Raw genomic sequence first — 26,112 nt, 5'->3', positions numbered from 1 at the left:
TGCTGGGGGTGCTCGGCGACCTCGTCGAGGACATCGTGGTCTGGGTCGACGGCCCGCTGCGGCACGGCACCGACTCCAGCGCCCAGGTGTTCCGGCGGCGCGGCGGCAGCGCGGCGAACGTCGCGAGCTTCGCCGCCGGTCAGTACCCGGCCCGGTTCATCGGCTGCGTCGGCGCCGACCCGGTCGGGGACGGCATCGTCGCCGAACTGACCGGCCACGGCGTCGACGTACGGGTGGCCCGGCGCGGCCAGACCGGCAGCATCGTGGTCCTCATCGACCAGGTCGGCGAGCGGACCATGCTGCCCGACCGCGGCGCGGCCAAGCTGCTGGAGCGGGTGCCGGACGAGTGGCTGGCCGGCCTGACCCACCTGCATGTGCCCGCCTACTCCTTCGACGGCGAGCCGGTCGGCCGCTCGGCGGTGGACGCGCTGGCGCGGGTCCGGCAGACGGGTGGCACCACCTCGGTGGACGCCTCCTCGACGGGCATGCTGGAGCAGTTCGGGCGGGAGCGGTTCCTGGCGCTGCTGGCCGAGTTGGCGCCGACCTTCGTGTTCGCCAACCGGTCCGAGGCGGAGTTCCTGGGCCTGCTGGTGGGCGGGCTGCCGGGGCCGGAGCGGGCCGGGCTGGCGGCCACCACGGTGGTCACCAAGGCGGGCGCCGAGGCGACCACCGTCGACGTGCCCGGGGAAGCGCGGTTCACCGTGCCGGTGCCGCCGGTCAGCGAGGTGCGCGACCTCACCGGCGCGGGGGACGCGTTCGCCGCGGGGTTCCTCGCCGGGTTCCTGGAGACCGGCGACCTGCACCTGGCGGCCGGCCTCGGGCACCGCAGCGCGGCCCGGGTGCTGGCCACGCCGGGGGCCTCGTTCGCGGAGCGGTGACGCGGGTGGGCGGCCCCCGGACGAGGGCCGCCCAGGGCGGGTGCTGGGCGCGGCGAGGCTGTCCACGGCGGGGCCGGCCATGGCGCGGGGTGCTCACGGCGAGGGCCGCCCACTGTTCTCAGCGCAGCGCGTCCTTGCGGAGGAAACGCTTCAGGCGCTGCCACGGCCAGGTGTTGACCACGTCCTCGGCGGTGAGCCAGCCGCGCTGCGCCGTGCCGATGCCGAAGCGCGGGTAGGCGAGGTGCCCGGTGGCATGGGCGTCGCTGTCGATCGTGAAGCGGACGCCGTGCCGCTTCGCCCGCAGGACGTCCTCGTCGCGCAGGTCGAGCCGCTGCGGGGAGCTGTTGATCTCGATCGCGGTTCCGGTGCGCGCGGCGGCCGCGAACACCGCGTCCAGGTCGACGTCGATCGGGCCGCGGCGGCCGATCCTCCGGGTGGTGAGATGGCCGATGACGTGCACGTACGGGTTCTCGCAGGCGCGGATCAGACGGCGGGTCTGGGCGGCGCGGTCGGCGGTGAAGTGTGAGTGCACGGAGGCCACACAGACGTCGAAGCCGGCCAGGAACTCGGGCGGCCAGTCCACGCCGCCGTCCGGGCCGATGTTCAGCTCGGTGCCGTGCAGCAGGCGCAACTTCTTGTGCCGGTCGGCGAGTTGGCGCAGCTTCTCGCGTTGGGCGAGCATCTTCTCGTCGGTCATCCGCTGCATCACCAGGTCCGGCGCGTGGTCGGTGACGGCGTAGTAGGAGTAGCCGCGGGCGGCCGCGGTGTCGATCATCTCCTCCAGGGTGGCCAGCCCGTCGGTCAGGTCGGTGTGCGTGTGCAGGTCGCCGCGGAGGTCCGACTCCTGGACCAGGTCCGGGAGTTCACCGCGCAGGGCGGCCTCGATCTCGCCCCGGTCCTCGCGCAGCGGCGGCGCGATCCACGGCAGGCCGAGCGCCGCGTACACCTCCTCCTCGGTGGCGGACACCACCTTGGCGCCGCCGTCGACCTCGAACAGCCCGTACTCCGACAGCTTCAGCCCGGACCGGACGGCCATCGTGCGCAGCCTGATGTTGTGCGCCTTCGACCCGGTGAAGTAGACGAGCGCCGCGCCCCAATCCTCCTCCGGGACGACCCGCAGGTCCACCTGGACGCCCCCGGTGGTGCGCACCGAGGTCTTGGTCGGCCCGCTCGCGATCACCTCGGCCACGTACGGGAGTTCGGTGAGCGCGGCCATCAGCGGGGCGGAGTCGGCGGCGGTCGCGAGCACGTCGACGTCGCCCACCGTCTCGCGCATCCGGCGCAGCGAACCCGCGTACGTGCAGCGGGTGCAGCCGGGGACGGCGGACAGCGCGGCGACCAACTGCTCGGCCAGTTCGGTGGCCGCGTCGAGCAGCGTCCGTCCGCCGGACTGCCGCATCAACTCGATGCCGTGCAGGATCTTCTCGCCGCTGCGCTCGCCGAAGCCGGCCACGTCGGACAGCTGGTCGGAGCGCACCGCCTCGGCCAGGTCGTCGACGGAGGCGATGCCGAGGTCGCGGTAGAGGGCGAGGGCGCGCTTGGGGCCGACGCTGGGCACGGCCATCATCTCCCGGACCCCGGACGGGATCTTCGCCCGCAGGGACTCCAGGGCGGTGATCCGCCCGGTGGCGAGGTACTCGGCGACCTTCTCGGCGGTGGACTTGCCCACGCCGGGGATCTGCTGCAGGCCCTTGACGTCCAGGCCGGCGAGGTCCTCGGAGTGGCCGCCCACCGCCCGGGCGGCCTTTTCGTAGGCGCGGGCCCGGAAGGCGTCCCCGCCGGTGATGTTGATCAGGTCGGCGTACTCCTGGAGCAGCTCCCGCACCTGGTCGTTGAGCCGGGGCATGGGGTCAGTCTAGGTTCGGCGGTCCGTCCCTGCTCGTCCCTGCTCGTCCCGGACCGCCCCGCTCGCGGGGCCCGCCCCGCCGGTCGGCGGGTGCGGGACCGGCCGCTCGACGGGGGGCGGTGTCCGGTTCGCGTCCCGGAGCCGGATTGCCACCGGGGCGGGTGGGGGCTCAGGCTGGCGGAAGGGCCTGGGAAGCGGTCCGCGCGGGTCGGCCGCAGTACTGATGACGGCCGCCGGCGATGCACGAGGGGTAGGGCGATGGCACGCGGGAAGCTCTGGGGCTATGTCGCGTCGGGGGCCAGGGCGCTCGGCGCCCTCGGCGGGCCGGGCGGGCCCGGTGGCAGGGCGGTGGGCGAGGAGGCCGGGCCGTTCCACCCGGGTGCGATGGCCGCGCCCCGGACGCTGTCCCGGCCGGAACTGGAACGTGTTCGGTGGACCGGCCGGCAGGCCGGCTGCGAGCCGCGGGCGCGGCACGTCCAGGTGGCTGAGGTGGTGCGCCGGGTGGTGCGCGGCGGCGGCCGGGCGGCGGCGGTGACGGTCCAGGTGGCGCCCGGGCTGCCGGTGGTGGCCGGGGACGCGCGGCGGCTGGAGGCCGCGCTCGCCGGGCTGGTCGACCACGCGATCCGGCGCAATCCGCTCGGCGGGCGGGTGCTGGTCCGCGCCGGGATGACGGGCGGGTCGGGCGCGGCCGCGGCGGCGCTGCGGTCGGCGGGGCCGAGCGGCGCGGCGCTGCCGCGCGGGCGGGTGGAGATACGGGTGTCCGACCGGGGGCCGTCCGAGCTGCCCGGGGCGCGCGAGTGGCTGCTCGCGGGCGTGCGCGCCGGCGGGCCGGTCGGGCCCGCCCTGCACAGTCTGGTGCTGGCGGCGGGCGGGCGGCTGGCGGTCGAGACGACGCCGGGCGGCGGGCTGACCGTGGTGCTGCTGCTGGTGGTCGCGCACGACTGACCGTTCCCGTTCCCTTCGGGGCCTCCGGCGGGGCCGTCGGACGACCCCCGCTCGAACCGCAAAGACTTCTTCGCAAAAACCCTTTGCAAAGAACCCTTTGCGGTCCTACGCTCCTGCCATGACCGATGAACGCGGCTGGATGCACAGTGACGACCCGCAGATCGTCCTCACGGCCAAGGGCATGAAGGCGATGGCCCACCCCGTGCGGATGCAGCTGGTCGGGCTGCTGCGCAAGCACGGCCCCTCCACGGCGACCAGGCTCGCCGAGCAGCTGGGGCTCAACTCCGGGGCCACCAGCTACCACCTCCGTCAGCTCGCCGCCGCGGGCTTCGTCGAGGAGGATCCGGAGCGCGGCAACGCCCGCGAGCGGTGGTGGCGTGCGGCGCACACACTCACCGTCTGGACGGGGGACGACCTGGCCGACGAGGAGCCGGAGACGGCCGTCGGCTTCCTGCGGTCCGTCCTCACCGCGCACGCCCTGACCGCCCAGCGCACGATCGACGCCTTCGAGACGATGCCGCGGGAGTGGCGCAAGGCGGTCGATCTCAGCGACATGGTGCTCCGCCTCACGCCCGAGGAGTCCGGGCAGCTGGCCGGCGAGCTCTCCGCCGTGGTGCGGCGCTACCGCCGGCTGGACGCGCAGGGGCCGGTCCCGGAGGGCGCCGAGCAGGTGTCCGTGGTGGTCCACGTGCTGCCCGACCCGACCACGGACACCGCGGAGGGGGAGTCCCGGTGACCACCGCCGTCGACGCGCCCGCGCGCAGCCTCCGTCCGCTGGCCGGGGTGCTCGCCGCCACGGCCGTCTCCCTGACCGGGACGCGGGTCTCGGCCATCGCCCTGCCCTGGTTCGTCCTGGCCACCACCGGCAGCGCCACCATGACGGGCCTGGTCGCCTTCGCCGAGATGGCGCCGTACGTGCTGGTCAAGGCGCTGACCGGGCCGCTGGTCGATCGGCTCGGGCCGCGCGTGGTGTCCTGGACGACGGACGCGGTGAGCGCGGTCGCGGCCGGGCTGGTCCCGCTGTTGCACGCGCAGGGGTTGCTGCCGTTCGGGGTGCTGCTGGCGGTGGTCGCGGTGATCGGCGCGATGCGCGGGCCCGGAGACCTGGCCAAGTCGGTGATGGTCCCGGAGGCGGCCGACCACGCCCGGGTGCCGATGGAGCGCGCCACCGGCCTCTCCGGCGTCACCGAACGGCTGGCCTCCACGGTCGGCCCCGCGATCGGCGGAGGGCTGGTCGCGGTGATCGGCCCGATGGCCGGGCTGGTGGTCAACGCCGCCACCTTCGCCCTGGGATCCCTCGTCATCGCCTTCGCCCTGCCGCGCGGCATGGGGCGCTCGGCGGCGCCTACCGCCTCCGGCGCGCAGGGGGCCTCGGCCGAGGCCGAACCGGCCGGCTACTGGCGGATGTTCCGCGAGGGCTTCACCTTCCTGCGCTCCGAGCCGCTGCTGCTCACCGTGATCGTGATGATCGGCATCACCAACCTGCTCGACGCCGGGTTCATGACCGTCCTGACCCCGGTCTGGGCGCGGGAGTCCGGCAACGGCCCGGCCGCCATCGGCCTGACCGCCAGCGCCTTCGGTGTCACCGCCGTCGTCGGCAGTCTGACCGCGGCCGCCGTCGCCCACCGGCTGCCCCGGCGGACGGTGTTCTTCGCCGGGTTCCTGCTCGCCGGGGCGCCGCGCTACCTGGTGCTCGCGTTCGACGCGCCGCTGTGGGTGGTGCTCACGGTGTTCGCGGTCGGCGGCCTCGGCTCCGGCTTCCTCAACCCGATCCTCGGCGCGGTGCTCTTCGAACGGGTGCCCCGCCCCCTCCTCGGGCGCGTCCACGCCCTCAGCGACTCCCTCGCCTGGGCCGGCATCCCCCTCGGCGGCGTCCTCGCCGGCGCGGCGGTCGCCCTGGTCGGGCTGATACCCACCCTGCTCGCCGGCGGTGTCCTGTACTTCGCCACCACCAGCCTGGCCGGGCTGCGGCCGGAGTGGCGCGAGATGGACCGCCTGCGCGGCCGCCCGGACAGCGCCGTCGAGCCCCGGCCGGAGCGGGCCCCGGCGCGCTCGTAGGGCGGCCGCCGTTCGTCGGCAGACCGCCGCTGTTCGGTCGAAGGAGGCTGCGCGGCGAAAGTCCGCCGCTCATCGACCGCCGACGACCACGGGGCGGCGCTCGGCCCGGCGTTCGGGCGGTCGGCCCGACCAGTACAGGAGCAGGCGGCTGACGGCGGCGGCCAGGGCGCACCAGGTGGAGACGAAGGCGAGCCGCCAGAGCAGGGCGATCACCGCCCAGGCCGTCCGGGCCGCATCGGCGAGGGCGGCGGGCAGCTCGCGGTCGGTGCCGAGCCAGACCAGCGCCTCGATCAGCTGGTGCACGCCCAGCACCAGCGGGAGCGCGGCGAGTATCAGCCGTCGCGGCCGACCCGCCCGGCGGGCGCGGACCAGGCAGAGCACGCCGACGCCCGCGACCACCCCGCCGGCCACGGCGTCCGCCTGGTCGCTCCAGCACATCCGTCCACCTAGTCGCCGTTTCGGGGGCCGTTCCCGGTGCCGGTCCCCGGCCCGTTGCCGGTGTTGTCGCCGGTGCCGGTGCCGTCCTCGGGCCGTTCGTCCTCCGGCGAAGCCCCGATCGTCTCCAGGGTGTCGCCGACACTGCCCGGCATCGCCGGGTGACGGCCGATCACGACCACCCCGATCACGATGGCCAGCAGTCCGACCGTCTCCCAGGCCAGCGCGCCCGGTGTCACCCGCAGCCGGTCGCCGAGGAAACCGACCGCACAGGCGATCCCGGACAGCGGCTGGGCGGCGGTCAGAGCCGGCAGGGACATCCGCAGCGGCGCGGCCTCGAAGGCGCTCTGCACCAGCAGTAGCCCGACCACACCCGCCGCCACCACCGCGTACGGCTGCCAGCTGCGCAGGACCGCGTCCAGCCCGCTGTGGTCCAGGCGCTGGGTGGTGGTGCGGGTCAGCGCGTCCTGAAGGCCGTAGAGCAGCCCGGCGGCGAGGGCCAGCAGTGTGGCCTCCTCGAACAGCGGCAGCCGCCGGGCCAGTGAGACCAGCAGCAGGGTCAGCCCGACCACCGTGCCGACCACCAGCCAGTGCCGCAGTTCCCCGGCCGGCGCTCCGCCGCCGGTGGGCTGACCAGCCACGATGAACGCCGTCACCCCGAGGCCGAGCAGCAGCACGCCGATCCAGCCCGAGCGGCCGAGGGTCTGACGGGTCAGCACCCGGGAGAGCGCCATGGCGAACAGCAGATTGGTCGCGAGCAGCGGCTCGACGAGCGAGACCTCGCCCTGGTTGAGGGCGAGTGCGGAGAGGATCAGTCCGCTCACCATGAACCCGGTACCGAGCAGCCACTCGGGCATCCGCATCAGGTCCAGGAGCAGCCGCCAGCGCAGCAGGTCGGCACGGGGCGCCCGCTGCGCGGCGTGCTGCTGGAGGACGAAGCCGAGGCCCAGGCAGCAGGCGGCGCTGAGGGCGAGGAGGAAGACCGCCACGGAGGGACCACCCGGTTGTCACTGCCCGCGCCGCGCCGGCGGGTCCGGGCTTGGTCGGCGGTCGCGGCGCGTTTCCGTCAGCGTACCGCCGGGGCGGTGGCGCGGCCCGGTTGGCGGCGCCGGAAGCCGGGGCGGGTCGGGGGAGTCGCGGCGGGGGGTTCGGGGCGGGGCGCCCGGGGCAGCCGCGCTTGCCGCCCCGGGTGCCACAGGCGCACGCTGGTGTGAGCGGCCGACACCGCTCACCGCCCGTGCCGGTCCGGACAGGTGCGACGGGGGCCGTTGCCAGGAGGTGTGGCATGCACAACCAGTGGGACGTGGAGCTGAGCTTCGAGGAAGACGGTGTACACACGGCCTGCGAGGCCAGACTCACCGGAGCCAGGGCGCCGGGCCTGAGCGCGCACGGCGAATCCGTGAAGAGCACGGACGACCGCCCGCTCGCCCGGATCGGCGAGGAGGTCGCGGCCTCCCGAGCCCTGGAGGAACTGTCCCGCAAGCTGCGGGCCCAGGCCACCGGGGAGATCGACGACGAAGGACACCGCCCGGGGTACCTGATCTACTGACCTCCGCCGCCCGGCGGGTGACCGAGTTCGGCAGAGCCAACTCGCTCTCGACGCTGGGTACTTGACGCCCCTGTCCGAGTTGACGGACAGGGGCACCGTCGTGCCGCAGGCCCGGTGGGTGGGAGGGTTCCGTCCCCGGATGAATCCGGCCCGGGAAGGGCCCAGTTCAGGATTCCCGTGGTCCCGCGCCCGTACGTCGCGGCTGCACACCACACACCTGCGGCTCGCCACCACCCACTCCCGCCCCACCGTCCCCGCACGGAAGGCGCAGGTGCCATGGGCGCCGTCCACCGGGTCCTCGTCGTCGGAGCGACCGGTCGCACCGGCCGGCACTGGTCGGCCGCGCCAGGGGGTCAGGTGCGTGCGGCGGCGAGGAATGCGGTCAGCCGGGGGTTGACCTCCGGCGCGCCCGCCATGGGGAGGTTGTGGTGGGAGAGACCCGGGAGGACGGCGACCGTCGCCTCGGGCAGGGCCCGGCGTGCGGCCTCGGCGACCTGGGCGGCGCGGTGGGTGCGGCTGTGCTCGGCGAACAGGGCGAGGGTCGGGGTGGTGAGGGTGCGCAGGCGGTCGGGGCCGGGGCGGGGTCCGGTGATGACGCGAGCGGCGGGGAAGTCGGCGTACCCGAGGGCGTAGACCTCCCGCCAGCCGGCGTCCAGGCGGGGGCCGCCGCCGGTCTCCCAGTCGAGGTAGGAGCGGGCCCGGGAGGCGTCGCGGCGGGGGAGGAAGAGCGGCAGGGCGCGCAGCAGGTAGCCGGGGCGGAAGCCGGCGAAGCACTGGGTGGGGTCGAGGAGGGCGAGCCGGCCGACCCGCTCGGGCGCGTGCAGGGCGTACTCCAGGGCGATCCAGCCGCCGTAGGAGTGGCCGCAGAAGTCGGCCCGGGGGACGTCGAGCCGGTCGAGGACGGCGTCCAGCCAGCCGAGCAGTCCGGGGACGTCGGTGGGCGCGACGCCGTCGTGGACGCTGCGGCCCGGGTCGCCGATCAGGTCGAGGGCGAGGACGCGGTGCCCGGCGGCCGTCCACGCGGCGACGTTGGCGAACCACATCGTGGAGGTGGCGCCGCCGCCGTGCAGGAGGACGAGGGGGCGGCCGTCGCGCGGGCCGCAGGCGTTGATCCGGGTGGTGCCGTGGGGGGTTCGGACGGTGTGCGTCTCGACCGGGACGGGCCAGCGGGCCAGCAGTGCGTCGTAGGCGGTGAGGAAGGCGGCGGTGCGGGCGGACATGATGGGCCTCCGCGGGGATGACGGAATCACTCGCTGTACAAGTATCTCGCTCAGCGAGAGAATACTGGCACATGCGTGCCGGAGGAAGGACGAGAGGGTGTCCGAGGCTGAGGATCCGATGCGACTGGTCCACCTGCTGCGCGGCCTGACCGTCGAACTCGACCTGTTCGGAGCCGAGTTCGCGGCCCGCAACGGTCTGCACCCGACCGATCTGCGCGCGCTGATCCACCTGCTGGACGCCGCCCGGGCCGGCCGGGTGGTCACCCCGGGCCGGCTCGGGGAGGCGCTGCGGTTGAACTCGGCGGGCACCACCGGCCTGGTGGACCGGCTGGAGCGGCTCGGGCTGATCCGCCGCGAGCGGGACCCGCAGGACCGGCGGAAGGTCCGGCTGGTGGTCGAGGAGCGGGCGATGGCGTTGGGCCAGGGCTTCTTCGGCGGGCTGATCGGCGATCTGGTCGCGGAGATGGGGCGGTTCGACCCGGTGGAGCTGGCGACGGCCCGGCGCTTCCTGGAGGCCATGACCGAGGTGGTGGCCGCCGCCAGACGGGAGTGACCGGCGGGGTGTCGGAACCGGGACGCGCCGTAGTGCGGCCCTGGGTGCTCCTCGCACAGCAGGCAGACGTCGGGGTCGCGCGGAGGCTACGGGGGCCGGTTGGCTCATGGGCGCCAGGATTCCACCGGGCGCCGGCCGCGGGCCCCGATGCCCCTCCCCGGTTCTGGACGGCTTGCGGGGGACGACTGTCGTGCCCTGTACGGGTGGCGGTCACCTGCCGGGCGGAACCGCCGGACGAGTCCTACGGCGCGAGGGACCAGCTGATCACCGAGAGGGTCGCCATCGACAGCAGGGTCGACCAGAGCACCGCGTCCCGGGCGAGCCCGGCGCTCTGCCCGTACTCGCGGGCGTAGACGTAGACGTTCTGTGCGGTGGGCAGGGCGGAGAAGAGCACCACGGTGAGCAGTTGGTGGGCGGGCAGGTGGAGCAGCGGGCCGGCCACGGCGAAGGCGGCCAGCGGCTGTATCAGGGTCTTGATCAGGACCGTCAGTCCGACCTCGGCGTGGCGCGAACGCCCGGTGGCCGGCGGGCGGTTGTGCAGCGACATGCCGAGGGCGACCAGGGCGGTCGGCACGCCGGCGCCGCCGAGCAGTTCGCAGGAGCGGTTCAGTTCGGCGGGCAGGTGCAGGCCGGCGGCGGAGGCGGCGGCGCCGAGCGCGGTGGCCAGCAGGATGGGGTTGCGCAGCGGCAGGGTGAGCAGGGCCCGGCGCCCGGCCGCGCCGCTGTCGAGGACGGCCAGGACGGCGGGCGTGACCACCAGGATCTGGAACAGCACCACCGGCGCGACGAAGGAGGCGTCGCCGAGGACCTGCATGGCCACCGGGATGCCGAGGTTGGCCGAGTTGACGTACCCGGAGGCCATCGCGCCGATCGCCAGCTCGCCGGACTCGCGCCGGAACAGCAGGCGCCCGGCGAGCAGTCCGAGGCCGATCGCGAGGGCGGTGCCGCCGGCGAAGGCGAGCATCGACGGGTTGGCGAACCGTTCCAGCGGGGTGCGCGCGATCATCAGGAACAGCGCGGCCGGCATCGCCACGTGGAAGACGAACCGGTTGAGCACCGGCTCCGCGTGCGGCCCGAGCAGCCCGGTCCGGCCGACCAGGTAACCGACACCGGTGAGCGCCCAGATCGGGGCGAATCCGGACAGCAGGGGGTGCAGGGAGGGCATGGTTCCTCGGATCACTCGGACGGTCTGCCGGGTGGCGCGGGGATCGCCCGCCCCGGGGCAGTAAACCAGCGGGCGCGAACGGGCCGACCACGGCCCTGGGGCTTGCCCCGCACCTCGCGTCGCGTCGGCGCGCGGCGGGAATCGTGGGACAGGCTCCGGGCTGAACCGATGCCGGCCACGGGCCTACGATGAACCGATGGAGCCCGAATACCTGAGTCTGGCCGAGGTGGAGGCGATCGCCCGCCGTGCGCACGAGGGGCAGGTCGACAAGAACGGCCACCCGTACGGCGAGCACATCGCGGCGGTCGCGCACGGGACGGCCGCGCGCGGCGGCAGCGACGCCCAGATCGCGGCGGGGTGGCTGCACGACACCGTCGAGGACGACCGGCTGAGCCGGGAGTGGCTGGCGGAGGCCGCGCTGCCCGAAGCCGCCAAGTCGATCGTGGCTGCGCTCACCCGTCGCCGCGACGAGCCGGTCGAGGCGTACACCGCGCGCATCCTCGCCACGCCCGGCGCGCTGCTGGTCAAGCGCGCCGACCTCGCGCACAACTCGGACCCGGCGCGGCTGGCCACGCTGGACGCCGCGACCGCCGAGCGGCTGGCCGCCAAGTACGCGCGGATGCGGGAACTGCTCGGGCTCACCGGCGAGCTCTGAGCGGGGGGAACCGGGTCGGTGCGCCCCGGCTGGGTCGGCCGGACGGGCCCGGGAGAAACCACGAGAGGGCCCGGGCCACGCGGATCGCGCGGGCCCGGGCCCTCTGGGGTCACCCCGGTGATCCCTGTCCGACCCCCGGGGTGAGGGGGGAGTGGTCAGGATGCGGGTGGAGTCAGGTGAGCCGAGTCGGTCGGCTTAGTACCAGTGGTGGGTCTGCCAGAAGTTCCAGGCGGCGTTCGGGCTGCCGTAGCGGGTGTTCATGTAGTCCAGCGCCCACTTGATCTGGGTGACCGGGTTGGTCTTCCAGTCGGAGCCGTGCGTGGCCATCTTGGAGCCCGGCAGCGCCTGGGCCAGGCCGTACGCGCCCGAGCTCGGGTTGGTCGCGGTCACGTTCCAGCTGGACTCGTGGGCGATGATCTGGCTGAACGAGGCCAGCTGGTTGGCCGGGACGATCTGGGCGGCGATGGCCTTCGGGGAGGCGGTGGCGGCGTTCGCCGTGGCGGGCAGCACACCCGCACCCAGGGCGGTCAGACCGGCGGCGCCGGCCAGAACAGCGGCAGAAGTACGCATACGGAGCTTGAAAGTGGGCATGAAGAACAGGACCTCAATCGGGTTGGGCCGGGCCACGCCCCGCTTGGACCGTGGCCGGGCAGGGGCCGATAAGGTCGCGGGGCGTGATGCGGCAGTTAGCCGCTGACCGGCGGGACAGGGCCGGAGCGGCTGGCGATGGAGCAATTGTTGCCAGACGGAATTGGCCGCTGCCAAGACCCCCTTGGTACGACGCGCCGTCGTACGGGGCGTGGCCGCCTTGGATTCGGAGGCTCGGTCGCGAGGGCGCGCCGACTGCGGTGAGCTGGGCACCTGCCCGCCCCGTGAGAGGCGCGGCCGTCCGGGCCGGGCCACTATCGCCCGTCGTTGACCGCGATTCGATGTGAGCGCACTCACCGGTCAGGTCGATTTGTCCGTTACTCGGCGATTTGCCGACGGCACTTTGCGTGCGGATGACCTTGTATTCGGTGAGACCGGCGCCACACCCGATCCGCCCATTTCAACCGCCATATCCGTCATGTCCTCTATGTCATCGGTGAAGGCGGTGCGGGAGCCGAAGTCCTCGGTGGAGGCCGCCGGGCGCTCAGCGGAGGTCGCCGAGCCGGCGGTGACGCAGGGCACGCGCCGCGAGGCGGTCCGGCTCCGGCCGTGTCGCCAGCCCGGCGAGCGCCGTGCCGACCGCCAGCCCGAGCCGGGCGCAGAACGCGGCGGGCTCATCGGCCGCGTCCGGCCGCTCCTCGACCACCTCGTCCACCAGCCCGACCTCCGCCAGGTGGCGGGCGCCGATGCCCTGGGTGCGGGCCAGCTCGGCGGCGTGCCCGCCGTCGCGGTGGACGATCGCGGAGGCGCCCTCCGGCGGCAGCGGTGCGAGCCAGGCGTGCCCGGCGGCGATCACCCGGTCTGCCGGGAGCAGCGCCAGCGCGCCGCCGCCGGAACCCTGGCCGAGCAGCACTGCCAGGACAGGCGTGCGCAGTGCGAGCAGGGTGGTCAGGCAGTGCGCGATCTCGACCGCGATCCCGTCCAGCTCGGCCTGGGCGGACAGCTCGGCCCCTGCCGTGTCCACCACCGTGACCAGCGGCAGCCCCAGCTGCTCCGCCACCCGCGCGGTGCGCCGGACGGCCCGCAGGTCGGCGGCGGTGAACGGGCGCTCGTGCTCCGGGGTCTGCCGCTGCTGGCCGACGACCAGCACCGGCCGGCCTCCGAGGACGGCGAGCGCGCGGACCAGCGCGCCGTCCCGCCCGCCGGGGGCGTCCAGCAGTACCAGCTCCTCGGCGGTGCGGCGCAGCAGCTCGCGGGTGCCCGGGCGGTCGGGGCGTCGGGTGCGGTGGACGGAGTCCCAGGCGTCGGGGTGCTCGGTGGGGGCGGCCTCGGGCGCGGGCTCAGGCTCGGGCCTCCCGGTGGTGTCCGTGGGCTCAGCGGTGGTCCCGGCGGTGTCCGTTGGCTCAGCGGTGGTCCCGGAGGTGTCCGTGGGCTCAGCGACGGGCGCGGTGGGCACGGCGGGCGCGGCAGGTCCGGCGGTGGCCAGGATGGCGAGCGTGCGGCGGACCAGTTCGCGCAGCTCCTGCGGCGGCACGACGGCGTCCACCAGGCCTCGCCCGGCCAGCGTCTCCGCCCGCTGCACGTCCGGGGGCAGCTCCACGCCGCGCAGTTCCTCGTACACGCGCGGGCCGAGGAAGCCGAGCCGGGCGCCGGGCTCGGCGAACACCAGCTGGCCGAGCGTGCCCCAGGAGGCGAAGACCCCGCCCATGGTCGGGTTCCGTAGATAGGTGAGATAGGGGAGTCCGGCCGCGCGGTGTGCCTGGACGGCGGCGGTGATCCGCAGCATGCACAGGAAGGCCGCCGAACCCTCCTGCATGCGCGTCCCGCCGGAGACGGGCAGGGCGAGCAGCGGCAGCCGTTCGGCGGTGGCGCGCTCGACGGCGCGGGTGATGCGCTCGGCGGTGGCGACGCCGATCGAGCCGCCGAGGAAGCCGAACTCGGAGGCGACCAGCGCCACCGGTCGCCCGCCGACCAGTCCGGCGCCGGTGAGGACGGCCTCGTCCAGGCCGGTGCGTTCGCGGGCCCGGTGGAGGGAGGCGCGGTAGCCGGGGTCGGCGGGCGGGCCGGCCGGCGGCTCGTCCCAGCCCTGGAAGCTGCCCGGGTCGACCAGCAGCCCGATCAGCTGCCGCGCCGTCAGCGCAGTGCCCGCGCCCGTGGCCGACCTCGCCCCCGTGCCCGCACCCGCTCCGGCGCCCGTGTTCATTCCCCTGCCCGTACCCATGCCCACCCCGTCAGCGGTCGTTCCGGCCCGACATGATCCGTCGCCGACTCTATGCGGCGCGACTGGAGCGGGAAGCGAACGTGGGGAAGGTGTGAGGATGCCGACAGCGGCGGCGGCACTGGTTCGACGGCGGTCGACCCATGGGGTGTCGGGGCGGTTCGTGAACGGCGCCGGCGGGGCTCGACCTGGGGCCGGAATACGAGTCAAGTCGCTGGTCGGACAGAGGAGTTACCCGCCGGTTAACAGTTCGTCGAAGGGCTTCCGGAGTTGTCGGTGGCTCGCCACACTGAGGGACATGACTCGCACTCTACGCGCGTGGAAGACCCGCGCTGCCGCCGTCACCGCCGTCGCCCTGATGACCCTCGCGCCCGTCGCCGTCGCCACCGAGGCGCACGCCGACGTGAGCGGCACGGTGTGTCTGTCCGCCCTCCCGGCCGAGGCGACCGACACCCTCAACCTGATCGCCAGCGACGGGCCGTTCCCGTACTCGCAGGACGGTGTGGTGTTCCAGAACCGGGAGCACGTCCTGCCCAGCCAGTCCTACGGCTACTACCACGAGTACACCGTCATCACGCCCGGCGCCCCGACCCGTGGCACCCGCCGGATCATCACCGGGGAGGCGACCCAGGAGGACTACTACACCGGCGACCACTACGCCACGTTCTCGCTGATCGACCAGGGCTGCTGAAGCACACCCCCCGCTCCACCCTTCCCGGCCCCGGCGCACTTCCCCGCCGGGGCCGCCGTGGCGCCCGTCGGTCCAGACACGGCCCCGGCGCGGCCCCGGCGCGGACTCAGAGCTCGGACGGCCCCCAGGCGTTCACCACCAGCTCGTCCCCGACCCGCAGCGTGCCGGGCCGTAGGACGGCGAACTTGCTGCCGAACGCGACCCCGCCGGCCGCCGCCCGGCGGTATCGGGCCAGCGTCCGCAGCGGCTCCGGACCGGCCTTCGCGCCGGTCGACTGGTCGACCAGCGTCACCGCGCAGCGGATCGCGAGCTTGGCGTAGCCCAACTCGGCGCCGCCCACGGTGATCCGACGGGTCAGATCCTCGGTGTGCGGCTCGTCCCAGCCGTCCACCACCAGGTTCGGGCGGAACCGGTCCACCGACAGCGGGCTTCCACCGCTCAGCGCGTTGAAGCGCTCCAGCGAGGCGCGGGACAGCACGTGCACCGCGCAGCTGTCGGCGTAGCCGGAGGTGCCCGGAGTCAGCCCGTCGGTCACCCGGTCGTGCTCCGGCGGCACCCGGACCAGCCGGCTGCGCACACCCAGCACCTCGGCCAGCCAGTCGGCGACCTCCTTGCCCTGATCGATCCCGAAGAACGGGGCGCCGAACAGCTGCACCGCCCGGCGCGGGCCCTCGGTGTCCACGGCGACGCTCACGGGTTCGACGCCCGGCGCGGCGAGGGTCAGCCGGCGGCCGTCCTCACCGACCGTCGGGCGGACGGCGGCCAGCAGGCGGTCCCGGCGCTGGGAGCGGAACACGCCGTCCTCGTCCACCACCATGAACGCCCGGTCGTGGGCCAGTCCCGCGAAGGTCAGCTCCGCGCTCGCCGCCTCGACCCCGGCGCACCCCTTCACCGGGTAGTACCGCAACTCCACCACGTCGGCCACAGCCGCCCCCTCGTCTCCTCGTGGCCCCTCGCGGGCCCGGGCCCGTGGGCCCTGCCGCCGGCTCTCGCGGGCCCGGCGCCTCCGTACGGTAGCTGGTCGCCGCCCGGCCGCCCGGCTCCGGGATTGCTAGGGTCGGGGCATGGCACCGAGCAGCGCGAACCCCCCGGGACGGCTCCGGCGCGACGCGCAGCGCAACCGCGATCTGCTGCTCGCCGCCGCCCGCGACATGTTCTCCCGGAACGGCCTCGACGTCCCGCTGGACCAGATCGCCAAGGAGGCCGGGGTCGGCAACGCCACCCTCTACCGTCACTTCCCGACCCGCGAGGCGCTGATCGGCGAGGTGTTCGCCGACGCCGCCGCCACCCTGACCGGGGCGGCTGAGGAAGCCCTCGCCGCCGAGGACGCCTGGACCGCCCTGGAACGCTACTACGAGCGGATCTTCGAACTCGTCGCCGCCGACCGGGGCATCAACGACCTGGTCACCCAGGCCATCCCCACCATCCCCGGCATGATCGAGATCGGCCGCCGCAACGCCGCCACCGTCGGCGCCCTCATCGCCCGCGCCCAGGAGCAGGGCACCATGCGGCGCGACGTGGTCACCATGGACCTGCTGTTCATGCTCGGCCCGCTCTGCCGCGCCCTGCCCGCCACCACCGAACTGCGCCCCGACCTCTGGCGCCGTTACCTCGCTCTGCTGCTCGACGGCTTCCGTGCCCAGGCCACCCACCCGCTGCCCGTTCCCCCGATCGGCGAAGAGCACCTGGACCGGATGTTCGCCGACCTCTGGGAGGCCGCACCGCCCGACGCCTGAGCGGCTGCCGGTCCCGCCGGTCCCGCCGGTCCCGCTGCTCCCGGTGGTCCTGCTGGTCCTGCTGGTCCCGTGCGGTGTCCGTCGGACCGGATGATCCGGTCGACGGTGCGCCCCGGGCGGGTTGGGCCGATCGGAGGGCGGGTCGTTCGCGCCGCGCCGGTGCGGGAGCCCGTGCTGGCTAGGGTGACCGCATGCGACGGGGCGTGCGGTTGTGGTCGGTGCTGCTGGGGACGTGCGCGGCGCTCCTGGCTCCCGCGGTCGGCACCGGATGGCCGGTCGTGGCGTCCGGCGCGGACGCCGGGGGTCGGGGCCGCGAGAACCTGATGCAGCGACAGTTCGCCTCAGCGGCAGCCGAGTTCGGGGTGCCGCTCGGCGTGCTCCTGGCGCTGGCGTACCAGGAGAGCCGCTGGGAGTCCCACCAGGGCGGAGCGAGCACGACGGGGAACCACGGCGTGCTGGGCCTGACCGATGTCGACGTCGCCGCCGTCAACGCGCGCCGGGCCGGTCGGCGGAGCCCGGCAGGGGAGGGCGACGGCACGGGCGGCGCCACACGTCCGGGCGGCGCCGCCGCGGCGCCGGTCGGGGACTCGCCGGCGCTCCACACCCTCCGTACGGCGGCGGAGCTGATCCGGCGCCCGGCCGAGGAGCTGAAACGTGACACCGCGCAGAACATCCGCGGTGGTGCGGCGCTGTTGGCGGCGTACCAGCGAGCGGTCGGCGGCCCGGCCCACGCCGACGCGGGCCACTGGTACCGGGCGGTGCTGCTCTTCGGGCGCGGCGGTGCGGCCGGCGACGGGGACGAGGCGGCGGGTCGCCTGCTCGCGGACCGGGTGTACGAGACCCTGCGTACGGGCGCCGAGCGGACCACGTCCGAGGGCGCGCGGATGAGCCTCGCCGCCGAACCGCACCTCGCGGTGACCGGTCGGCCGCAGCAGCCCCCGCGCCGGGCCGGACAGCCCGCCGCCGAGTGCCCGGCCGGGCTCGGGTGCGATGTCGCGCCCGCCGCGTACGCGCTGACCGACCCCAAGGACCCGACCTCGTACGGGAACTACAACCCGACCGACCGCCCGGCGAACGGGCTGGGGATCCGCCAGATCGTCGTCCACGACACCGAGGGCGACTACACGGCGGCGGTGGACTCCTTCCAGGACCCCCGGGAGCGCGTCAGCGCGCACTACCTCGTGCGGGCGTCCGACGGCCAGGTCACCCAGCTGGTGGCGACGCGGGACATCGCCTGGCATGCGGGCAACAAGACCGTCAACATGCACAGCATCGGGATCGAGCACGAGGGCTTCGCGCTGCCCACCGACCGGCCCACCTGGTACTCGGAGCAGCTCTACCGCTCCTCGGCGGAGCTGGTGCGCTACCTCGCCGGCCGGTTCGGGATCCCGCTCGACCGCGCGCACGTCATCGGCCACGAGGAGGTCCCGGCACCGACCCAGGAGGCCGTGGCCGACATGCACTGGGATCCGGGCCCGTTCTGGGACTGGGACCACTACCTGGAGCTGCTCGGGGCGACGCCTCCGCCGGGCACCGGCGACCTGCCGCGGCCGGGCGACACGGTGGCCATCGCCACGGCCGCCGAGGAGGCCGGCCGCCTCCCCGCCGGGGGCCGGGACACCGAGCCGCGCACCGTCGTCCACCTGCGCACCGGGCCGTCCGCCGACGCCCCGCTGGTCAACGGCGGCACCACCAGCCCCGACGACTGGACGGACACGGCGGTCACCGGTGCCCGTTACGTGGTCGCGGACCGGGCGGGGGACTGGACGGCGATCTGGTACGACGGACGGAAGTGCTGGTTCCTCGACCCCGGCGGCGTCCGGACCCGCACCGAGCCGCGATCACCGTCCCTGTCCCTGCCGGCGGGCCCGTCACCGTCCCCGTCGGTGGGCCCGGTCGGCCGGACCGTGCTCACGCCACGACCGGGCCTGGACACGATCCCGGTGTACGGCCGCGCCTACCCGCAGGCTTCCGCCTACACCCCGTACCCGGCCGTCGAAGCACCTCCGGTGGTGGCGCTCCAGGCGTCCGTGGCGGCCGGCCAGGCGTACGTCGCCGTGGACGACACGCCCCAGCCGGCCGACTTCTTCCACCAACGCACCATCGACGGCGAGCCACCCGACGACCGGATCCTGGTGGTCGGCTCGGACACCTACTACGCCATCCGCTTCAACCACCGGCTCGCGTTTCTCCGGGCGACCGACGTCCGGAGAGTCCGGTGACGGTGCCCTGGCGGCCAGGGCAGCGCACCGGGCGTCCCGCGCTGCGGGCTACTGCTGCGCGAGTGCCTGCCACAGCCCTGGGTCCTCGAACCCCAGGGCCCACAGGCCGCTGTTGCGCACGCCGTACTTCCCCATCACCGCCAGGTGGGCGGCGCTGCCGCGCGCGTCCTGGTACCAGACCTCGTGCCGCCTGCCGCCGTCGGTGTAGGTGAAGTGCGGTGTGCCGGAGGCCTCGTCGAAGACGTACTCGGCCTTCCTGTCCCGGCGCAGCGCCTCGGCCTCCGTGGACGTCACGTGCTTGGCGCGGTCGGTGGAGCCGACGGTCCAGTCCCAGCCGTAGGCGGGCAGCGCGACCTCCAGCTTCTCGCGGGGGACGACGCCGGTCGCGTAGCCGAGGAACTCCTCGTACCAGGCGAGCGAGGACAGCGGGCCGGGCCGGTCCAGTGCGTCGTGGAGGTTGTAGCCCATGATGCGCACCCGGTCGGCGACCCTGCCCAGGTGCGCGTAGTCGTAGGCCCGCCCCGAGTCGCGGGTGCGGGGCATGACCGTGACGACGCACTGCTTGTCGCCGGCGTGCAGGCGGGCGCACAGCTCGTCGGTGAGGGCGTCGTAGCCGACGCGGACCCGCTCGCGCAGCTGCTCGTCGTCGGTCTCGGCCATGCGTTCGTAGTCGAGGTCGAGGCCGTCGTACGCGGCGCTCGCGGCGACCGCCATGAGGGCGTCGGCGTGGGCGGTGCGGCGTACCGGGTCGCCCAGGAGCTCCGCCATGGCCTCGGCACCGGGGGTCTCGATGACGGTGGGCACGACCTTGATCCCCTTGCCGTGCAGCTGGTCGACGATCCGCTGATCGCCGGCGCCCTGGTAGCCGTCGACGGTGGTGTCGGACGTGGCCTCGTACCAGAAGGGACTGACGGTGTGGAGCTGCGAGGCGTGCTGCAGGGCGTCGTCCAGCGCGCCGTCCCCACCCCACCAGGGCAACCAGGCGGACGTCGTACGGGCGGGTCGGCCCTCGCCGACCGCGGTCCCGGCCGCGCTCGGGCAGGCCGCAAGGGAGAGTGCGGTGAGGAGGACGCCGACGGCGCGGACGGGGAGTGCGCTCTTCATGGCCGCCATCCTGCACACTCGGTGGGCCGGGGACGTCCGCCCCGCCGACCGGGCGCGGCCGGCATCCGAACGGCGCACGGCGATGCCGTCCCGTCCGACCCACCCGGGCGCCGTAGCCGCATCAGGGACGCGTACGGAACGCCCGGCCGCGCGTCAGAGCCGCGTCAACGGACGCGGGGCGCGCGGCACCCGCCCGCTTTGCTGGGAGGCGACAGCACGGCACGGCGGTACGGACCGAGAGGCGGGGCGAACCATGGCGGAAAGCGGCATGGCCGGCACGGACGAGGTGGCGGAGCGGCCCGACCGTGAGGGCCGGATCGTCGTCGGCGTCAGCGGCTCGCTCGGCAGCCTCGCCGCCCTCCACCACGCCGTCGCCGAAGCCCGCCGCACCGACGTCGAGGTGCTCGCCGTCCTCTGCTGGACCTCCGCCGGCGAGGAACTCGGCTACCGCCGTACCCCCTGCCCGGCCGCCATCACCGCCGGCCGAGACGCCGCCGTCGCGCGACTGCGCCAAGCCCTCGACGAGGCGTTCGCCGGCCGCTACGCCGGGGCCCGGCTGCGCTGCCAGGCCGTCCGCGGCGACGCCGGACACAGTCTGGTCCGCTGCGCCGACCACGCCGACGACCTGCTGATCCTCGGCGCCGGCAGCAGCCGCGGCCGCCTCTCCCGCGCGCTGCGCCCGTCCGTCACCGCCTACTGCGTCCGCCACGCGGCCTGCCCGGTCCTGGCCGTCCCCCGGCCGCCGCTGCAACGGGACCTGGAGGTCATGGAACGCGGCCACGGCCTGCGCGCCCTCGTCGCGGGGCGATAGGGCCTGCTCGGCCGCGCTGACGACTTAGAGCCCGGCCGCCTCGGCGAGGGCGGCGGCGGTGCGGCGGCCGGCGCGCAGCACGGCTTCGGCGGTGGTGGGGAGGCAGCGGTTGGCCTCGGCGTCGTACCCGGTCATCACGACGCCCGCGTGGTCGGTGGCGAGTTCGAGGACGCGCACCGGTGACATCTGCTTCGTCAGAGCAGCGCTCAGCTGCTGGGTGTGCTCGATGCCCAGCACGTCGTCCTCCGTGCCGTGCACCAGCCAGAGCGGGACGGGGGAGGGGTGGTCGGCCAGGAGGTCGAGGGGGGCGTCCCCGGTGGTGATCGCCGGGCGGGCGTAGCTGGAGGAGATGCCGACGGCGGCGACGGGGCGCAGGTCGGCGGGGGTGTCCGGGTGGGTGGCCACGGCTATGGCCTCCCGGCCGCCCAGTGACCAGCCGGCCAGGACGAAGCGCTCCGGGTCCCCGCCGTACCCGGCGGCGGTGCGGCGGGCGTGGGCGAGGGAGGCGAGCAGTTCGGCGCGGCCGCCGTCCGGCCGGTCGGAGCGCCAGTCCGGGACGAACACCAGCAGCCCGAGCCCGGCGGCCTCCCGGGCGATCGGCCGCAGCACGTCACGCTCGTCGGGGCCCCGCCCGTGCCACAGCAGCACGACGGGCGCGGGCCCGGTGGCGCCGGCGGCCGGGCGGTGGACGTCCATCAGCCGCCCGTCGGCATAGGAGATGACCTCGGGTTGAGCGCTCGTCATGCGGGGTTCGCCTCCGGTTCGGTGCCAGATCATTCAGCTGGTACTGTACGTCTCGTCGCGAGGGAGATGATCTCTCGTCAGGCGTCAGTGGTGCTACCAGAGCACGTCCTACTTTCAGTAGGAAGAGTCCGTGCGATCCGGGCCTGGCGCTCCAATTGTCGGACGGGGTCCGGTGCCTTTCGGGGTGCCGGGCCTTGTTTGCTTTTCCGGGGTGGGCTGGTGGGCATTCGGCATATGGGTGTCGGGCTGGTAATGTTCTGGGTGTCGCGAGGGAGATGATTCCCCGTCAGGCGTCAGTGGTGCTACCAGAGCACGTCCTACTTTCAGTAGGAAGAGTCCGTGCGATCCGGGCCTGGCGCTCCAATTGTCGGATGAGGTCCGGTGCCTTTCGGGGTGCCGGGCCTTGTTCGCATTTCGGCGCGGAATGCGGAATGCGGGCCGGTTCACCGGGCGACAGCCGTGACCGGGCGGTGGCGCAGGGCCCAGAGGGCGGTCACGGCGGCGCTCGGGGCCGCGACCACCAGGCAGACCAGTGTCACCAGTCCGACCTCGCGCCACGGCACGGTCGGCGGTGCGTTCACGCCCAGCATCGTCAGGGCCGTGTGCATGGTGCCCAGTTGGACGGCCGCCACCGCGCAGCCCAGTACCGCGCCGACCACCACCACCAGGAGCGACTCGACGGTCACCACCCGCACCACCTGGGAGCGGGTGGCGCCGGCCAGTCGGAGCAGGGCGAGTTCGCGGCGGCGGTCGCGGGTCGCCATCACGAGGGTGTTGGCGAGCGCGATGCCCGTGTACACGAGCGCGAGGCCCAGGACGAGGACGATGCGCAGCCAGGCGATCCGGCCGTTGGCGGGTGCGGTCGCGGCCAGCCACTCGTCCCGGGTGACGACCTCCGCCCCGAACGGCTGCGCGGCGGAGCGGAGCCGGTCGGCCGTGCGGTCCCGATCCGTCGCGGTGCCGCCGCCGGTCGGACCGGTGAGCCTCACGTCGAGCCGGTCGATCCGTGCACCGGGGGCGTTCCTGGCGGTCACGTACAGGCCGTCCTCGGTGAAGCCGTCCCGCAGGACGGCGGCCACCCGCAGGGTCGCCCGGCTGCCGTCCGCGCGCACCACCTGGACCGGATCGCCGACCGTGGTGCGGCCCCACTCGGCGGGGAGGACGATGCCGTCGTCGTCCAGAAAGCTCGGTGAGCCCGCGAGAACGGGCAGCCTGGTGACGGCGGCGAGGACGGCCGGGTCCGCCGTCCGGGCCCGCGCCCTGACCACCGTGCCGTCCGGTTCGGCCACCGACAGCGCGGTCGGCGCCGAGGGGGCCACCACCACCCCGGGGACGGCGCGCAGCGCACGGGTGAGGGCGTCCTGGGCAGCTGGAGTGTTCTGGGCGTCCCGGGGGAGGACGACGACGTCGGCGGCGGAACGGGCCCCGGCCTCGCTCGACCGGGCGGCGCCCACCGTGGACAGGGCCCCCGCCAGCGACCCCGTCAGCGCCACCGCCACCAGTACGGGCGCCGCCACCGCGCCCGTACGGCGCAGCGCCGCCGTCGCGCCCGCGCGCACCAGCCGGCCGGTGAACCGCGACCAGCGTGCCGGGGCCCACGCCAGCACCCGCAGCAGCGGCCGTGCCAGCACCGGCGCCAGCAGGCCGCAGGCGCAGATCAGCACCATCGGCAGAACGGTGTAGGTCTTGCGGTGCAGCAGATCGGCCGGGTCGGACGCCAGGGCCGAACCCGTCAGCGCGGCGGCCGTCGACAGGAGCCCCAGGCCCCAGCACCAGCGGCCGGCCGTCATCACCCGGGTGTCGACGTCCGCGGAACTCAACGCCTCCAGCGGACCGACCCGGCCCGCGCGCCACGCTGCCACGGCCACGCCGCCGAGGGCCACCAGCAGGCCCGCGCCGAACGCGGCGTACGTGGGCCACGTCTGGCCGCCGATCGCGAACTCCGGCGGCGCCATGCCCACGCCCACCAGCCACCGCGCCGCGGACGACGCACCGATCCGGCCCAGCGCGCACCCCGCCGCGGACGCGGCGGCGCCGAGGGCCAGGGCCTCCACCAGGACGACGCGGCGCACCTGTGCCCGGCCGGCGCCCGCGAGGCGGAGCAGCCCGAGTTCCCGGCGCCGCTGCGCGACCAGGTACGAGAAGGTGGAGGCGACGACGAACGCCGAGACGAACGCGCTGACCCCGCCCGCCGTACCGAGCGCCGCCACCAGCGACACCACCGCCTCCCCGCCGGGCAGCGCCGGTGCGGCGGCCAGTCCGAGCAGCATCACCAGCATCATCGCCACGCCGAGGGCGAGGGCGACGAACGCGCCCACGAGCGAGACCCAGCGCTCCCGCAGGGACTTCAGTGCGATCCGCAGCATTCTCATGCCGCCAGCCAACCGGCCCGGAGGTTCGTGGTCGGCAGGGCGGGGGCGACTTCACGGGGTAGGGCTGGCCCTACCGACAGGGGGTTCGGGCGGGCGGTACTGATGGGTCGGCCGGGGACGAGGAGGGGTCGGCCGGGGGCATGGGTCCTAGGGTGGGCCGACCGAAGTGAGGGGTGGGGGGCGTGGCGGACGTGGGAGGCGCGGGGCGGATGGGTGACGGTGCGCTCTGGCGGGAGCTGGCCCGCCCTGCCTTCCTCCGGTCCTCGCTGCCCTGGCGGGCGGCCGGGTACCTGCTGGCGAGCGGGGTGGTCGGACTGCTGTTCGGGGCCGGGCTGCTGGTGGCGGTGACCGTGGCCGGGGTGCTGGCCGTGCTGGTGGTGGGGCTGCCGCTGCTGGGGGCGCTGGCGCTGGTCGGGCTTCCGTTCGCCGCGTGGGAGCGATGGCTGGTGCGGCTGTTGGACGGCAGGCCCGTACCGGACCCGCATCGGGTGCCGGGCCGGCCCGGGCTGGCGGCCTGGCTGCGGCTGCGGTACCGCGAGCGGGTGACCTGGCGGGAGTTGGGGTTCGCCGGGCTGGCGGCGGTCGTCCTGTGGCCGATCGACCTGGTGGTGGCGGGCTTCGCGCTGGCCGTGCCGGGGTACTTGCTGGCCGCGCTGCCGCTGTTGCTGCTGGACGGTGAACAGGTGAACCTCCTGAAGCTGTGGCAGGTCCATTCCCCGGTCGTGGCGGCCGGGTTGGGGGTGGTGGGCCTGGTAGCGCTGCCACTGCTGGCGTACCCGGTCACGGCGGTGGCGGCGGGCCGGGCGACGGTGGTGCGGCTGGTGCTGTCGCCCGGTGGCCAGGAGCTGCGGATCGGTGAACTGGTCAGCTCCCGGGCCCGGTTGGTGGACGCCTTCGAGGCGGAGCGGCGCCGGATCGAGCGCGATCTGCACGACGGGGCCCAGCAGCGGCTGGTGGCCCTGTCGATGACGCTCGGTCTGGCCAGCCTGGACGCCCCGCCGGGTGGGCCGCTCGCCGCCCGGCTGGCCCAGGCGCAGCATGAGGCCGGTGAAACCCTGGCCTCGTTGCGGGAGTTGATCAACGGCATCCACCCGAGGGTGCTGACCGACCGTGGCCTGCCGGACGCCTGCGTGGACGCCGCCGACCGCTCGCCGGTGCCCGTCGACGTCGTCTTCGACCTGCCCGGCCGTCTTCCGGCGCCGGTCGAGTCGGCGGGCTACTTCGTGGTGTCGGAGGCCCTCGCGAACATCTCCAAGCACAGTGGCGCCGGCCACGCCCTGGTCGAGGGGCGCTACGCTGACGGGCTGTTGACGATCGAGGTGTCGGACGACGGTCGCGGCGGTGCCGCGCCCGGGGGCGGCACCGGCCTCACCGGGCTCGCCGACCGGGTCTCCGTCGTGGAGGGCACGCTGACGGTGAGCAGCCCGCCCGGAGGCCCGACCCTGCTGCGCGTGGAGATCCCTTGCCTGCCTCTGAGTACCCCGCCGACCGGCTCCGCGTAGTCCTCGCCGAGGACGGTGTGCTGCTGCGTGAGGGGCTCGTCGGACTGCTGGCCCGGTTCGGCCACCAGGTGGTGGCCGCCGTCGGCGATGCCGACGCCCTGCGGACGGCCGTCGCCGAGCACGCGCCGGACATCGTCGTCACCGACGTCCGGATGCCTCCGGGCGGGTCCGACGAGGGCCTGCGCGCCGCCGTCGAACTGCGCGGGTCGCGGCCCGGCCTGCCCGTTCTCGTGCTCAGCCAGTACATCCAGCGCTCCTACGCCGCCGAGCTGTTGGACTCCGGCGACGGCTCGGGGGTCGGCTACCTGCTCAAGGACCGGATCGGGCAGGTGGAGGAGTTCCTGGACGCGGTCGGCGCGGTGGCAGCAGGCGGCACGGTGGTGGATCCGGAGGTGGTGCGCCAACTGCTGCGCCGTCGGCGCGATCCGCTGGAGCGGCTGACGCCGCGTGAGCGCGAGGTGCTGGCCCTGATGGCGCAGGGCCGGTCGAACGCCGCGATCTGCCGGGAGCTGGTGGTGTCGGACGCGGCGGTGGGCAAGCACATCGGCAACATCCTGATGAAGCTGGACCTGCCGCCGGCCGAGGAGACCCACCGCCGGGTACTGGCGGTGCTGGAGTTCCTCCGGGGGTGAGCCGGGCGGGTGGCCGGGCGCGGTGGCGGGTGCGTGCGGCCGGGCGGTGGCGGGTCCGGCTCCGGTTCGGCGCACGGTCGCTGACCTGGTAGTGTTCCTCTTGTCGCGAGGGAGATGATCTCTCGTCAGGCGTCAGTGGTGCTACCAGAGCACGTCCTACTTTCAGTAGGAAGAGTCCGTGCGATCCG

24 protein-coding genes are annotated in these 26,112 nt (G+C 74.7%); 13 read left to right on the top strand and 11 right to left on the bottom strand.

The window, feature by feature from the left end; genetic code table 11:
- Positions 1–8: 8 nt before the first annotated feature.
- Positions 9–878, top strand: coding sequence for a carbohydrate kinase family protein (locus tag ACIO5E_RS34225; RefSeq protein WP_400675552.1), 870 nt, complete (start codon positions 9–11; stop codon positions 876–878).
- Positions 879–996: 118 nt separating this feature from the next.
- On the opposite strand, the gene polX is transcribed toward ACIO5E_RS34225, so the two are convergent.
- Positions 997–2,724, bottom strand: a complete 1,728-nt coding sequence (gene polX / locus ACIO5E_RS34220; RefSeq protein WP_400675550.1) for a DNA polymerase/3'-5' exonuclease PolX — start codon at positions 2,722–2,724, stop codon at positions 997–999.
- A 258-nt stretch (positions 2,725–2,982) separates the two neighbouring features.
- Between polX and ACIO5E_RS34215 the strand changes: the two genes are divergently transcribed.
- The 3 genes from ACIO5E_RS34215 to ACIO5E_RS34205 all read left to right on the top strand — a co-directional run bounded on the left by ACIO5E_RS34215 (position 2,983) and on the right by ACIO5E_RS34205 (position 5,727).
- A complete protein-coding gene (locus ACIO5E_RS34215; RefSeq protein WP_400675548.1) occupies positions 2,983–3,669 on the top strand; it encodes a hypothetical protein in 687 nt (228 codons plus the stop codon).
- Positions 3,670–3,787: 118 nt separating this feature from the next.
- Positions 3,788–4,405: an ArsR/SmtB family transcription factor gene (locus ACIO5E_RS34210; RefSeq protein WP_400675546.1), complete on the top strand. Its 618-nt coding sequence runs from the start codon at positions 3,788–3,790 to the stop codon at positions 4,403–4,405.
- Positions 4,402–5,727, top strand: a complete 1,326-nt coding sequence (locus tag ACIO5E_RS34205; RefSeq protein ID WP_400675544.1) for an MFS transporter — start codon at positions 4,402–4,404, stop codon at positions 5,725–5,727. The genes ACIO5E_RS34210 and ACIO5E_RS34205 overlap by 4 nt, the downstream gene beginning before the upstream one ends.
- Positions 5,728–5,796: 69 nt before the next feature.
- On the opposite strand, the gene ACIO5E_RS34200 is transcribed toward ACIO5E_RS34205, so the two are convergent.
- On the bottom strand, positions 5,797–6,165 hold the full coding sequence (locus ACIO5E_RS34200; RefSeq protein WP_400675542.1) for a DUF6629 family protein: 369 nt from the start codon (positions 6,163–6,165) through the stop codon (positions 5,797–5,799).
- An 8-nt stretch (positions 6,166–6,173) separates the two neighbouring features.
- Positions 6,174–7,151 carry a DMT family transporter gene (locus tag ACIO5E_RS34195; RefSeq protein ID WP_400675540.1) on the bottom strand — a complete coding sequence of 326 codons (978 nt, stop codon included), beginning with the start codon at positions 7,149–7,151 and terminating at the stop codon, positions 6,174–6,176.
- 296 nt (positions 7,152–7,447) lie between these two features.
- On the opposite strand from ACIO5E_RS34195, the gene ACIO5E_RS34190 reads away from it, so the two are divergent.
- Positions 7,448–7,711, top strand: a complete 264-nt coding sequence (locus tag ACIO5E_RS34190; RefSeq protein WP_400675538.1) for a dsRBD fold-containing protein — start codon at positions 7,448–7,450, stop codon at positions 7,709–7,711.
- 353 nt (positions 7,712–8,064) lie between these two features.
- On the opposite strand, the gene ACIO5E_RS34185 is transcribed toward ACIO5E_RS34190, so the two are convergent.
- Positions 8,065–8,931, bottom strand: a complete 867-nt coding sequence (locus tag ACIO5E_RS34185; protein ID WP_400675536.1) for an alpha/beta fold hydrolase — start codon at positions 8,929–8,931, stop codon at positions 8,065–8,067.
- Between the two features lie 118 nt (positions 8,932–9,049).
- Between ACIO5E_RS34185 and ACIO5E_RS34180 the strand changes: the two genes are divergently transcribed.
- A complete protein-coding gene (locus ACIO5E_RS34180; protein ID WP_400675656.1) occupies positions 9,050–9,484 on the top strand; it encodes a MarR family winged helix-turn-helix transcriptional regulator in 435 nt (144 codons plus the stop codon).
- A 241-nt stretch (positions 9,485–9,725) separates the two neighbouring features.
- On the opposite strand, the gene ACIO5E_RS34175 is transcribed toward ACIO5E_RS34180, so the two are convergent.
- Positions 9,726–10,649 carry an AEC family transporter gene (locus tag ACIO5E_RS34175; protein ID WP_400675534.1) on the bottom strand — a complete coding sequence of 308 codons (924 nt, stop codon included), beginning with the start codon at positions 10,647–10,649 and terminating at the stop codon, positions 9,726–9,728.
- 196 nt (positions 10,650–10,845) lie between these two features.
- Between ACIO5E_RS34175 and ACIO5E_RS34170 the strand changes: the two genes are divergently transcribed.
- Positions 10,846–11,304 carry an HD domain-containing protein gene (locus ACIO5E_RS34170; RefSeq protein WP_400675533.1) on the top strand — a complete coding sequence of 153 codons (459 nt, stop codon included), beginning with the start codon at positions 10,846–10,848 and terminating at the stop codon, positions 11,302–11,304.
- A 195-nt stretch (positions 11,305–11,499) separates the two neighbouring features.
- Here the strand turns inward: ACIO5E_RS34170 and ACIO5E_RS34165 are convergent, their stop codons facing one another.
- Both ACIO5E_RS34165 and ACIO5E_RS34160 read right to left on the bottom strand, forming a co-directional pair.
- The gene (locus tag ACIO5E_RS34165) at positions 11,500–11,874 is read right to left on the bottom strand and encodes a transglycosylase SLT domain-containing protein (RefSeq protein ID WP_400675531.1); all 375 of its coding nucleotides are present in this window, start codon (positions 11,872–11,874) and stop codon (positions 11,500–11,502) included.
- 562 nt (positions 11,875–12,436) lie between these two features.
- The gene (locus ACIO5E_RS34160; RefSeq protein ID WP_400675529.1) at positions 12,437–14,095 is read right to left on the bottom strand and encodes a carboxyl transferase domain-containing protein; all 1,659 of its coding nucleotides are present in this window, start codon (positions 14,093–14,095) and stop codon (positions 12,437–12,439) included.
- Between the two features lie 313 nt (positions 14,096–14,408).
- On the opposite strand from ACIO5E_RS34160, the gene ACIO5E_RS34155 reads away from it, so the two are divergent.
- Positions 14,409–14,801 carry a ribonuclease gene (locus tag ACIO5E_RS34155; protein ID WP_400675527.1) on the top strand — a complete coding sequence of 131 codons (393 nt, stop codon included), beginning with the start codon at positions 14,409–14,411 and terminating at the stop codon, positions 14,799–14,801.
- A gap of 106 nt (positions 14,802–14,907) precedes the next feature.
- Here the strand turns inward: ACIO5E_RS34155 and ACIO5E_RS34150 are convergent, their stop codons facing one another.
- Positions 14,908–15,726: an MOSC domain-containing protein gene (locus ACIO5E_RS34150; protein WP_400675525.1), complete on the bottom strand. Its 819-nt coding sequence runs from the start codon at positions 15,724–15,726 to the stop codon at positions 14,908–14,910.
- A 139-nt stretch (positions 15,727–15,865) separates the two neighbouring features.
- Here ACIO5E_RS34150 and ACIO5E_RS34145 point away from each other — a divergent pair, with 139 nt between their 5' ends.
- Both ACIO5E_RS34145 and ACIO5E_RS34140 read left to right on the top strand, forming a co-directional pair.
- A complete protein-coding gene (locus tag ACIO5E_RS34145) occupies positions 15,866–16,537 on the top strand; it encodes a TetR/AcrR family transcriptional regulator (RefSeq protein ID WP_400675523.1) in 672 nt (223 codons plus the stop codon).
- 191 nt (positions 16,538–16,728) lie between these two features.
- Positions 16,729–18,759 carry an N-acetylmuramoyl-L-alanine amidase gene (locus ACIO5E_RS34140; protein WP_400675521.1) on the top strand — a complete coding sequence of 677 codons (2,031 nt, stop codon included), beginning with the start codon at positions 16,729–16,731 and terminating at the stop codon, positions 18,757–18,759.
- Positions 18,760–18,807: 48 nt separating this feature from the next.
- Here ACIO5E_RS34140 and ACIO5E_RS34135 read toward each other — a convergent pair whose 3' ends face one another.
- Positions 18,808–19,863, bottom strand: a complete 1,056-nt coding sequence (locus tag ACIO5E_RS34135) for a glycosyl hydrolase family 18 protein (RefSeq protein ID WP_400675519.1) — start codon at positions 19,861–19,863, stop codon at positions 18,808–18,810.
- 268 nt (positions 19,864–20,131) lie between these two features.
- Between ACIO5E_RS34135 and ACIO5E_RS34130 the strand changes: the two genes are divergently transcribed.
- Positions 20,132–20,674, top strand: coding sequence for a universal stress protein (locus ACIO5E_RS34130; RefSeq protein ID WP_400675517.1), 543 nt, complete (start codon positions 20,132–20,134; stop codon positions 20,672–20,674).
- Between the two features lie 24 nt (positions 20,675–20,698).
- On the opposite strand, the gene ACIO5E_RS34125 is transcribed toward ACIO5E_RS34130, so the two are convergent.
- Positions 20,699–21,418, bottom strand: a complete 720-nt coding sequence (locus ACIO5E_RS34125) for an alpha/beta hydrolase (protein WP_400675515.1) — start codon at positions 21,416–21,418, stop codon at positions 20,699–20,701.
- A 443-nt stretch (positions 21,419–21,861) separates the two neighbouring features.
- Complete coding sequence (locus tag ACIO5E_RS34120) at positions 21,862–23,790, bottom strand: FtsX-like permease family protein (protein WP_400675513.1); 1,929 nt, start codon at positions 23,788–23,790, stop codon at positions 21,862–21,864.
- A gap of 182 nt (positions 23,791–23,972) precedes the next feature.
- Here ACIO5E_RS34120 and ACIO5E_RS34115 point away from each other — a divergent pair, with 182 nt between their 5' ends.
- A complete protein-coding gene (locus ACIO5E_RS34115; RefSeq protein ID WP_400675511.1) occupies positions 23,973–25,292 on the top strand; it encodes a sensor histidine kinase in 1,320 nt (439 codons plus the stop codon).
- Positions 25,253–25,924 carry a response regulator gene (locus tag ACIO5E_RS34110; RefSeq protein WP_400675509.1) on the top strand — a complete coding sequence of 224 codons (672 nt, stop codon included), beginning with the start codon at positions 25,253–25,255 and terminating at the stop codon, positions 25,922–25,924. Before ACIO5E_RS34115 ends, ACIO5E_RS34110 begins: the two co-directional genes overlap by 40 nt.
- The last annotated feature ends 188 nt before the right edge of the window (positions 25,925–26,112 follow it).

Source organism: Kitasatospora sp. NPDC087314 (assembly GCF_044744365.1).
GTDB lineage: Bacteria > Actinomycetota > Actinomycetes > Streptomycetales > Streptomycetaceae > Kitasatospora.
This window is presented reverse-complemented; position numbering and strand designations above follow the sequence as displayed.

Bases quoted from the DNA above. Each gene is read 5' to 3' on its own strand.
- polX (WP_400675550.1), bottom strand. From the start codon at position 2,724: ATGCCCCGGCTCAACGACCAGGTGCGGGAGCTGCTCCAGGAGTACGCC.
- ACIO5E_RS34215 (WP_400675548.1), top strand. From the start codon at position 2,983: ATGGCACGCGGGAAGCTCTGGGGCTATGTCGCGTCGGGGGCCAGGGCG.
- ACIO5E_RS34210 (WP_400675546.1), top strand. From the start codon at position 3,788: ATGACCGATGAACGCGGCTGGATGCACAGTGACGACCCGCAGATCGTC.
- ACIO5E_RS34200 (WP_400675542.1), bottom strand. From the start codon at position 6,165: ATGTGCTGGAGCGACCAGGCGGACGCCGTGGCCGGCGGGGTGGTCGCG.
- ACIO5E_RS34190 (WP_400675538.1), top strand. From the start codon at position 7,448: ATGCACAACCAGTGGGACGTGGAGCTGAGCTTCGAGGAAGACGGTGTA.
- ACIO5E_RS34185 (WP_400675536.1), bottom strand. From the start codon at position 8,931: ATGTCCGCCCGCACCGCCGCCTTCCTCACCGCCTACGACGCACTGCTG.
- ACIO5E_RS34180 (WP_400675656.1), top strand. From the start codon at position 9,050: ATGCGACTGGTCCACCTGCTGCGCGGCCTGACCGTCGAACTCGACCTG.
- ACIO5E_RS34175 (WP_400675534.1), bottom strand. From the start codon at position 10,649: ATGCCCTCCCTGCACCCCCTGCTGTCCGGATTCGCCCCGATCTGGGCG.
- ACIO5E_RS34170 (WP_400675533.1), top strand. From the start codon at position 10,846: ATGGAGCCCGAATACCTGAGTCTGGCCGAGGTGGAGGCGATCGCCCGC.
- ACIO5E_RS34165 (WP_400675531.1), bottom strand. From the start codon at position 11,874: ATGCGTACTTCTGCCGCTGTTCTGGCCGGCGCCGCCGGTCTGACCGCC.
- ACIO5E_RS34160 (WP_400675529.1), bottom strand. From the start codon at position 14,095: ATGAACACGGGCGCCGGAGCGGGTGCGGGCACGGGGGCGAGGTCGGCC.
- ACIO5E_RS34155 (WP_400675527.1), top strand. From the start codon at position 14,409: ATGACTCGCACTCTACGCGCGTGGAAGACCCGCGCTGCCGCCGTCACC.
- ACIO5E_RS34145 (WP_400675523.1), top strand. From the start codon at position 15,866: ATGGCACCGAGCAGCGCGAACCCCCCGGGACGGCTCCGGCGCGACGCG.
- ACIO5E_RS34140 (WP_400675521.1), top strand. From the start codon at position 16,729: ATGCGACGGGGCGTGCGGTTGTGGTCGGTGCTGCTGGGGACGTGCGCG.
- ACIO5E_RS34135 (WP_400675519.1), bottom strand. From the start codon at position 19,863: ATGAAGAGCGCACTCCCCGTCCGCGCCGTCGGCGTCCTCCTCACCGCA.
- ACIO5E_RS34130 (WP_400675517.1), top strand. From the start codon at position 20,132: ATGGCCGGCACGGACGAGGTGGCGGAGCGGCCCGACCGTGAGGGCCGG.
- ACIO5E_RS34125 (WP_400675515.1), bottom strand. From the start codon at position 21,418: ATGACGAGCGCTCAACCCGAGGTCATCTCCTATGCCGACGGGCGGCTG.
- ACIO5E_RS34120 (WP_400675513.1), bottom strand. From the start codon at position 23,790: ATGAGAATGCTGCGGATCGCACTGAAGTCCCTGCGGGAGCGCTGGGTC.